The following is a 5,754-nucleotide window of genomic DNA, read 5'->3' on the forward strand; positions in this document are numbered from 1 at the left end:
ACCCACCATGCCGCTGAACACCACCGACAGAAAGACCTAACGGAGTCCTACTAGGAGTGGGTCTCGGTACGCAGCCGACGTAGCAGCTCGGGCAGGGCGGTGCCGATGGGCTCCTGAATGACTTCGTCGGCGCGGTCGTCGTACGGCGTCGGTTCGGCGTTGACGATGATGAGCTGGGCCCCGTGGTCCGCGGCCACCCCGGCGAGTCCGGCGGCGGGCTGTACCTGGAGGCTGGTCCCGACGGCGATGAAGACCTGGCACGCCTTGGTGATCGAGAGGGCATCGCCGAGTACGACGGGGTCGAGCCGCTCGCCGAACATCACCGTCGCCGACTTGAGGATGCCGCCGCACTTGAGGCACCGAGGGTCGTCCTCACCGGCCTCGACTCGTGCGAGCGCGTCCTCCATCGGCGCCTTGGCGTGGCACTGGGTGCACGCCACGGTCCGTGCCGTGCCGTGCAGTTCGAGCACCTTGCGGGCGGGCATGCCGGCCAGCTGGTGCAGCCCGTCCACGTTCTGGGTGATCACCCGCACCGGCACCCCGGACCGCTCCAGCTCGGCCACCGCCAGGTGCGCCGCGTTGGGCTCGGCCTGCAGTGTCCGGTTCTTCCGGCGCAGCTGCCAGGACCGACGCCGGATCTCCGGATCGCCCATGTAGTACTCGTAGGTCACGAGCTTCTCGGCCTCCGGGTCCCGCCGCCACAGGCCGTTCGGCCCCCGGTAGTCAGGGATTCCGGAATCGGTGGAGACACCGGCTCCACTGAGGATGGCGACGAGCGGCTTGTCCATGGGGCGAGGGTAGGACGGCTGTCCGCGCCGGGCGAACGGATATCGGGTGCCGTGGCTCGTCAATAGGGAGCGCTCTTCCGATCCCGTCCGGCGTGCCGCGACCGTGGCGCGTCGACGGGCACGACGTGTGGGCGACGCGGGACGAGGCGCTGCGGAGGGTGGACGTCAAGCCGCAGGATCTGGCCGAGGGCTGATCCGGAGGCCGGCTCCCGGAGTCAGCCGACCCGGTGCCCGTTCTCCAGCTCCGCCGTCCCCGTGCCCTCCGCCAGTACATCGAGCGCGGCGATGACGCGACGGCCCAGCGCGCCCGGGAGGTGCTCGGCCAGCTCGTCCCGTGGGACGAGGCGCCAGGACAGGAGCTCCTCCTCCTGCAACCGGATCGCCTTGAGATCCCGCTCGGTGAGGACTCCGCCGTCGTAGAGATACGCCACCAACGGGGGCCGAGCCGTGCCGTGCACCCAGTCCACCGCGAGCAGCCGCCCGAGTTCGACGTCGAGGCCGATCTCCTCGGCGGTCTCCCGGCGGGCGCCCTGGCGCGGAGTCTCCCCCTCGTCCGACTCGACGGTGCCGCCCGGGAGGGCCCAGCCGTCACGGTAGTTCGGCTCGACGAGCAGGACCCGGCCGTCGGCGTCACGGAAGAGGACGGCCGCACCGGCGAGGACGCGGGGGAGGCCCGCGATGTATGTCGCGAAGTCTTGAGTGGTCACTCACGAAGGGTAACGAGCTTGAGCAGCCGTTCCTCCGACTCACTGCCCGGTTCGGCGAAATGGCAGATCAGACTCAGCCAGGGCGCCTCCTCCAACGCCATGCGTACATAGGTCACTTCCAGGTCGCCGGCAACCGGATGGCGATAGCGGCGTACCGAGGAACGGAACTCGATGACGTCGTGGTCCTCCCAGACCTCGGCGAAGTAGGGGCTGGTTTCCAGGAGTTCGGTGACGAGTTCGGAGAAGCGCGGGTTGTCGAGTTCGTACGCGGCCTGCTGGCGCAGCAGCCCGGCCATCCAGCGGGCCTCCTTCTCCCACTCGGGCATCAGGGCGCGGACCTCGGGGACGCGGAACAGCATCCAGGCGCTGTTGAGTTCGCGGCGCGGCCGGTCGAGCAGGGCCGGCCCGAGGATGCGCTCCTGTGCCGGGTTCCAGGCGCGGATGTCGAAGCAGCGGTCGATGACGAACGCCGGGTTGGGCATCAGTTTGTCGAGGAAGGTGCGGACCGCGGGCGGGACTTCCAGGGAACGTTCGGCGGGTTCGGGCGCGGGCATGCCCGCGAGCCGGAAGAGGTGGGATCGCTCCACGTCGTCGAGGTGGAGAGCGCGGGCCAGGGCGAGCAGGATCTGCGGCGAGACCCTGATGTCGCGGCCCTGTTCGAGCCACGTGTACCAGGTCAGACTCACCCCGGAGAGCAGCGAGACCTCCTCGCGGCGCAGCCCGGGAGTGCGACGGCGACCGCCGGGTGGCAGCCCCGTCGCCGCAGGGTCGGCGCGCTCGCGACGGGAGCGCAGGAAGGCGGCGAGGGCCTTGCGCCCGTGATCGTTGGGGTGGACCGCTGCCGGCGCGAGGGTCTCGCGGCCTGTGCGGCCATCGTGGTTGTCGTGCTTATCGTGGTTGTCGTCCGGCCCGGACGCGGGTTGCGGTACTGGTGTCGGTGCCACCAGTGAATTCTGCACTCTTCAATCCCGGCGGGCCCTGCCGCAGGGTGGGAGACACATCGAACTCCCCTGTGAAAGGCGGCCTTTGTGGCTGAGCTGACCTCCCCCCGAATCGTCCTGGTCACCGGCGCCACCGGCGGTGTCGGCGGTGCTGTCGCACGTCGGCTCGGTGTCGACGGCTGGATCGTCTACGCGGCGCACCGCAACCGCGCGGACGCCGCACCCCTGCGGGACGCCGGGCTGACCCCCGTCCTGCTGGACCTCACCGACGAGGAATCCGTCGCGGCGGCCGCGGAGGCCGTCGGACCCCGCCTCGACGGCCTGGTCAACAGCGCGGGCATCATGGGCCAAGGCCCCGTGGAGCTCGTACCGGCCGAGGCCTGGCGCCGGCAGTTCGAGATCAACGTGATCGGCCAGACCGCGGCGATCCGGGCCTTCCTGCCCGCGCTGCGCGCGTCGGGCGGCCGGATCGTGAACCTCGGCGCCGTCTCGGCCCGCGTACCACCGCCCTTCTTCGGACCGATCGCCGCCTCCAAAGCCGCCCTCTCGGCGCTCACCCAGGCCCTGCGCATGGAACTGCGCCACCAGGGAGTGCGGGTCTCGCTCGTCGAGCCCGGTGCCATGGAGACCGCCATCTTCGCCACGGCGGACAAGGCGACCGCGGAGTACGGCTGGGTCGGCTCGCCCGAGACCCGCCACCACTACACCGCAGCCCTGGAAGCCGTCCGGGCCGCGGCGGCCGGGCAGAACCTGGGCCCGGTCGCCCCCGCCGTGAACGTGGTCGTACGCGCCCTCACCGTACGGCGCCCCGCCGCCCGCTACACGACCGGCCGCGACGGAAGGGTCCTCGCGCTTCTGCGGCTGCTGCCGACGGGGCTGCGCGACCGGGTACTGCTGCGGGCGCTGGGGGTCACGCGCGACGAGTTCAGTGCGAGGACCCCGGCCCCCGTGAGCTAGCCCGCCGTCAGCGCGACGGCCCCCGCTCCCGTGAGCTAGCCCCGGCGTCAGCGCGAGCGTCCGTGTCGCCAGCTCGCTGATCCGTACCCTGTCGAACCCGAACACCGCACTGCGTACGGTGTCCTCCAGGGGGGCCCGCCACTGCGAGGGGCTCGTCGCCGCCCCGCACAGGACACCCGCCACGGAGCCCGCGGTCGCGCCGTTCGAGTCGGTGTCCAGGCCGCCACGGACGGTCAGGGTGATGGTGCGGGTGAAGTCGCCGTCGCCGTACACCAGCCCGGCGGTGAGGACCGCGACGTTCGGGATCGTATGGATCCAGCCGAGCCCCGCGGTCTCCTCGGAGACCGTGGCGAGTGGTGTGTCCTCCCAGGTCATCCGGGTCCCGTGGAGCGTGAGCACCCGGCGCACGGTGCGCGCGAGGCGGCAGCTCGCGGGGGATCACCGTGAGCGCCGTGTCCAGCGCGTGCCGCACGGTCGGCGCGGTGAAGGCCGCCGAGATCGGAGCGGCGGCCCACATCGTGCCGTACACGCCATTGCTGGTGTGCGAGAGGACAGCGTCGCGGCGGGCCAACGAGGCCGCGCGGCGCGCCGGGGCAGGTCCAGCCGTAGATGTCGGCGCGGATGAGAGCCCCGATCCACTCCTGGTAGGGATTCTCGTACGTCGCTGACAGCGGCGGTTTGATCCCGTTGGCGAGGTTGCGACACGTGGCCCGCTCCGCCGTGAACGTCTGTAGATACGGCAGCCGCAGCAGCTGCCGTGGATACGGCCTCGTACGCGACTCCGACACTCGGGCCGCGGCCCGAACTCGCCGCTTCCGCCTCCGTCGGCGGCCGGCCCGGGCAGGGAGTCGGTGAGAGGCAGGGCCGCGGCCTGACGCAGACAGCGGTCGATCCGGTGCCGCGTCCAGTGGTCGCCCTGCTCGACCGGTTTGCCGAGCATGTCGCCCGCGATCCGGCCCGGCCGGCCCCCGTGGACGCGGTCGGCGAGCTCGGTGCCCACAGAGGTCGTGGCTCCGGTCCACCCAATTCCGGTCGGCCGCGCGCGGTGTTCCCGGGGAGGGCCGGGGCATGACGGCGGGGGCTTCCTCCGGTTAAGGTCACAGCGGCGCGACTGCCTTGACGTGAGCAAGGCCAGAAAGCAAGGGGATGCAAGGTGGCGGACGCTGCTGTGAACCGGACTCGGCAGGCGGCACGTGTGCTGATCGCCGCGGACAAGTTCAAGGGATCGCTGACGGCTGTGCAGGTCGCCGAGCGGGTGACGGCCGGGCTGCGCCGTGTCGCGCCGCAGGTCGAGGTCGAGTCGCTGCCGGTGGCCGACGGTGGTGACGGGACCGTCGACGCGGCCGTCGCGGCCGGATTCGAACGGCATGAGGTACGGGTCGCCGGGCCGCTCGGCGACGAGATCACGGCGGCGTACGCGCTGCGCGGCGACACGGCGGTCGTGGAGATGGCGGAGGCCAGCGGGCTGCAGCGGCTGCCCGCCGGGGTCTTCGCGCCGCTCACCTCCTCGACGTACGGATCAGGGGAACTGCTGCGGGCCGCGCTGGACGCCGGGGCACGGTCCCTCGTGTTCGGCGTGGGCGGCAGCGCCACGACCGACGGGGGCGCGGGGATGCTGTCGGCGCTCGGTGCGCGGTTCCTGGACGCGGAGGGTGAGCCCGTCGCTCCCGGCGGTGGCGCGCTGAGCGATGTCGCGACCGCGGACCTGTCCGGCCTCGACGCCCGGCTCTCCTCGGTCGACTTCGTGCTCGCCTCCGACGTGGACAACCCGCTCACGGGTCCCAAGGGCGCGCCCGCCGTGTACGGCCCACAGAAGGGCGCGAACCCCGACGACGTGGCCACCCTTGACGCGGCCCTCGCCCACTTCGCCGCCGTCCTGGAGAAGGCCATCGGTTCCAAGGCCGCCGAGTACGCGGCGGCGCCCGGTGCCGGGGCCGCGGGCGGTATCGGGTACGGGGCCCTCGTGCTCGGCGCCCGCTTCCGCCCCGGTATCGAGGTCATGCTCGATGTCCTGGGCTTCGCGGCCGCGCTGGAGCGGGCCACGCTGGTGATCACCGGTGAGGGGTCCCTCGACGAGCAGACCCTCCACGGCAAGGCTCCGGCCGGGGTGGCCGCTGCCGCGCGTGCCGCGGGCAAGGAGGTCGTCGCGGTCTGCGGCCGCCTGGGCCTCCGCCCGGAAGCCCTCGGCAAGGCCGGCATCCGCCGCGCGTACCCCCTCACCGAGGTGGAGCCCGACATCGTCAAGTGCATCGAGGACGCGGGGCCGATCCTGGAGAAGGTCGCGGAGAACATCGGGCGGGACTTCTTGAACTGAGGGGGTGGGGGTCGGGGGTGGGTTTGTTCGCCCCCTCCGCCCCTACC

At 72.1% G+C, this 5,754-nt stretch carries 5 protein-coding genes and 1 pseudogene; 2 read left to right on the forward strand and 4 right to left on the reverse strand.

Features of this window, described 5'->3' with window-relative positions:
• Positions 1–50: 50 nt before the first annotated feature.
• From ACFWP7_RS42255 to ACFWP7_RS42265, 3 genes are all read right to left on the reverse strand, one after another.
• Positions 51–788: an NAD-dependent deacetylase gene (locus tag ACFWP7_RS42255; RefSeq protein WP_384393875.1), complete on the reverse strand. Its 738-nt coding sequence runs from the start codon at positions 786–788 to the stop codon at positions 51–53.
• A gap of 215 nt (positions 789–1,003) precedes the next feature.
• Positions 1,004–1,495, reverse strand: coding sequence for an NUDIX domain-containing protein (locus ACFWP7_RS42260; RefSeq protein WP_384393877.1), 492 nt, complete (start codon positions 1,493–1,495; stop codon positions 1,004–1,006).
• Positions 1,492–2,439 carry a helix-turn-helix transcriptional regulator gene (locus tag ACFWP7_RS42265; protein WP_384393880.1) on the reverse strand — a complete coding sequence of 316 codons (948 nt, stop codon included), beginning with the start codon at positions 2,437–2,439 and terminating at the stop codon, positions 1,492–1,494. Before ACFWP7_RS42265 ends, ACFWP7_RS42260 begins: the two co-directional genes overlap by 4 nt.
• An 84-nt stretch (positions 2,440–2,523) precedes the next feature.
• On the opposite strand from ACFWP7_RS42265, the gene ACFWP7_RS42270 reads away from it, so the two are divergent.
• Positions 2,524–3,393 (forward strand): SDR family NAD(P)-dependent oxidoreductase, encoded by an 870-nt coding sequence (locus tag ACFWP7_RS42270; protein WP_384393883.1) that lies wholly within the window; start codon positions 2,524–2,526, stop codon positions 3,391–3,393.
• A 48-nt stretch (positions 3,394–3,441) separates the two neighbouring features.
• Here the strand turns inward: ACFWP7_RS42270 and ACFWP7_RS42275 are convergent.
• Positions 3,442–4,333: pseudogene (locus ACFWP7_RS42275) on the reverse strand (ADP-ribosylglycohydrolase family protein); the annotation flags it as partial.
• A 255-nt stretch (positions 4,334–4,588) separates the two neighbouring features.
• Here ACFWP7_RS42275 and ACFWP7_RS42280 point away from each other — a divergent pair.
• Positions 4,589–5,707 carry a glycerate kinase gene (locus ACFWP7_RS42280; protein WP_384393885.1) on the forward strand — a complete coding sequence of 373 codons (1,119 nt, stop codon included), beginning with the start codon at positions 4,589–4,591 and terminating at the stop codon, positions 5,705–5,707.
• The last annotated feature ends 47 nt before the right edge of the window (positions 5,708–5,754 follow it).

The sequence above is a fragment of the Streptomyces sp. NPDC058470 genome (assembly GCF_042721055.1).
Taxonomy (GTDB): domain Bacteria; phylum Actinomycetota; class Actinomycetes; order Streptomycetales; family Streptomycetaceae; genus Streptomyces.

Bases quoted from the DNA above. Each gene is read 5' to 3' on its own strand.
- ACFWP7_RS42255 (WP_384393875.1), bottom strand. From the start codon at position 788: ATGGACAAGCCGCTCGTCGCCATCCTCAGTGGAGCCGGTGTCTCCACC.